This is a genomic window from Mesorhizobium sp. M0195 (assembly GCF_040322115.1).
Taxonomy (GTDB): Bacteria; Pseudomonadota; Alphaproteobacteria; order Rhizobiales; family Rhizobiaceae; genus Mesorhizobium.
Genome location: NZ_JAMYSV010000067.1, coordinates 1 through 2,424, shown reverse-complemented (window position 1 = coordinate 2,424; position 2,424 = coordinate 1). Strand labels below are relative to the sequence as shown.

The window sequence follows — 2,424 nt, the reverse complement described above, 5'->3', positions numbered from 1 at the left end:
GCGAAGCCGATGTCCGAAATACGGGTGCCAACGGTAATGGACCTCGACCTCCTGCCCAACATGGGCAGAATGACCCCGAGATGGCAATCGGACGGATGGAGCGCTCGACCACGTTGCTGTCGATCTCAATGCGGCCATCGTCAAGGAGGCGTGAGAGGCCTTCCCAACGCGAGAGCGTGTAGCGGATCGCCTCGGCGAGCTTGGTTTTCTGGCTGATCAAGCCGAGCTTTTCGCGCAGCCAGGGTTCGAGATCGGCGATGATAGCGCGGCTCTTTTCCTGACGCATCGCACGGCGCTCCTCGGCCGATCGGCCGCGGATGCCGTCCTCGATCTTATAGAGCTCGGCGATCCGTCTCAGCGCCTCGCTGGCAATCGGCGCGGGACCGGCTGCCGCCAGTTCATAGAAGCGGCGGCGCACGTGTGCCCAACAGAAGGCGAGCGTGACACCGCTCTTTTCAGCCAGCACGCGATAGCCGCCATAGCCGTCGACCTGAAGGATTCCGGTGAAGCCAGCGAGATGGGCGATTGGACGCTCGGCCTTGCGGTCGGGCGCATAGACATAGGCGGCGCCCGGCGGATCACCGCCATTCCATGGTCGGTCATCGCGGGCATAGGCCCAGAGTTGGCCTGTCTTCGTCTTGCCGCGGCCCGGATCGAGCACCGGCGCGGTCGTCTCGTCGGCGAAGAGTTTTGGCGAGGACTTCAGCTTGCCAAGCAGCCGCTCGTGCACCGGACGCAGGTGCCAGGCCGCGCGGCCGACCCAGTCGGCGAGCGTGGACCGGTCGAGATTGATGCCCTGCCGGGCGTAGATCTGCGCCTGACGATAGAGTGGCAGGTGATCGGCATATTTTGAGACCAAGACCTGGGCGACCGTCGCCTCGGTCGGAAGGCCGCCCTCGATCAGCCGGGCGGGTGCGGGAGCTTGGATCACCACATCCTCACAGGCGCGGCAAGCATATTTGGGCCGGCACACGACGATCACACGCAGCTGCGCCGGGACGATGTCGAGCCGCTCACTCACGTCCTCACCGATCCGATGCAGGCCGTTGCGGCAGCACGGGCAGGCATGGTCCTCGATGTCGACGACCATCTCGACACGAGGAAGATTCGCCGGCAGGGCACCCCGGTTGGCCCGGCGTTTGGCAGTCTTTGCCTGTCGCTGGTCCGGAGAGGCCCCCTCGGCCTCTTCCTCGCCGGCCGCCTCGATCTGCTCGGCCTCTTCGAGCCCCAGCAGCAACTGATCCTCGGGGAGCGTCTCGGCGCGACGGCCGAAGCGGTGACGTTGCAATTCCTTGATGATCTGGATCAGGCGGGCATTCTCAACGTCGCGCGCCAGGACCATCGCCTTCAGCGCGTCCGGATCGTCGGGAAGCTGGTCAGCTGTCATCGCCATGACCGGATCAGACCATATTCGCCGACAGCCCGCGACAGCAGAATCCAGACTGATTCACTTCGTCGCGGGTCAGCCCGCCTGGGCTGGAACGCGGGTCTGGCGTGCCTCGTGGACCCGCCGCCAGTCCAGCCCTTCCAATAGCGCCGACAGTTGCGCGGCCGTCAGCCGCATCACCCCGTCCTGCACTTTCGGCCAGCGGAACTCGCCGTCCTCAAGACGCTTGGCATAAAGGCAGACGCCGGTGCCATCCCAGAAGATCAGCTTGATCCGATCCGTCCGCTTCGCCCGGAAGACGTAGACGGCGCCGCTGAACGGATCGGCGCCCATCGTCTCGCGCACCAGCGCGGCCAGCCCCTCCGCGCCCTTGCGGAAGTCTACCGGCTTCGTCGCCACCATGACCTTGACCGCACCCGTCGGGCCGATCACGCTGTTGCCTTCAGCGCGCGAATTACAGCAGCCACCGTCTTGGCATCGGCACCACGGCCAACGCGCATGGCGATGCCGTCGATCTCAAGCTCGATCACGCCGGCGTCGCGGACCGCCTTCTGCTTCCATGGTCGTCCTGGGCGCTTCGCTGTGGGTTCGGTTGTCGGCGCCGCCACAACCGCCGGCACAAAGGCAGGAGAATCTTGCTGCACCGAAGCGGCCTGTTTGCGCGCTTCCCGACGCCAGGCGAACACCTGCTGCGGCCTCAGGCCATAACGGCGGGCGACCTCGGAAATGATTGCGTTCGGCTCCAGCGTCTCCGCGATGATCCGCGCTTTGTCATCCACCGACCACTGACGCCGGCCGCCAGCACCGTTGATCACCTCGAAACGTCGAGGCTGCCGCTCCGGGTCAAGCGTAAGGTCAAGTCCAGACACAAGTCGATCTCCGATCCCATTACAGAACCGGCAACCTCACAGATCCAGACCACTCCTGAAAGGTGGTCCGGAAACACCGCTTACGGTCCTGGGATTTTTGTCACGCGAGGAGATGCAGGCGATCCTTGAGGCGCCGGATGCGCGGACATGGGCAGGTGAGCGGGATCG

3 protein-coding genes are annotated in these 2,424 nt (G+C 65.1%); all 3 read right to left on the bottom strand.

Going from position 1 to position 2,424, the window contains the following annotated elements:
- The coding region (gene tnpC / locus NKJ12_RS31990; RefSeq protein WP_352707696.1) for an IS66 family transposase at nt 1–1,393 on the bottom strand (1,393 nt) is incomplete at its 3' end.
- Between the two features lie 69 nt (nt 1,394–1,462).
- Nucleotides 1,463–1,819: an IS66 family insertion sequence element accessory protein TnpB gene (gene tnpB, locus NKJ12_RS31985; RefSeq protein WP_192357246.1), complete on the bottom strand. Its 357-nt coding sequence runs from the start codon at nt 1,817–1,819 to the stop codon at nt 1,463–1,465.
- Nucleotides 1,816–2,256, bottom strand: coding sequence for an IS66-like element accessory protein TnpA (tnpA, locus tag NKJ12_RS31980; RefSeq protein WP_192357248.1), 441 nt, complete (start codon nt 2,254–2,256; stop codon nt 1,816–1,818). Before tnpA ends, tnpB begins: the two co-directional genes overlap by 4 nt.
- Nucleotides 2,257–2,424 lie beyond the last annotated feature (168 nt).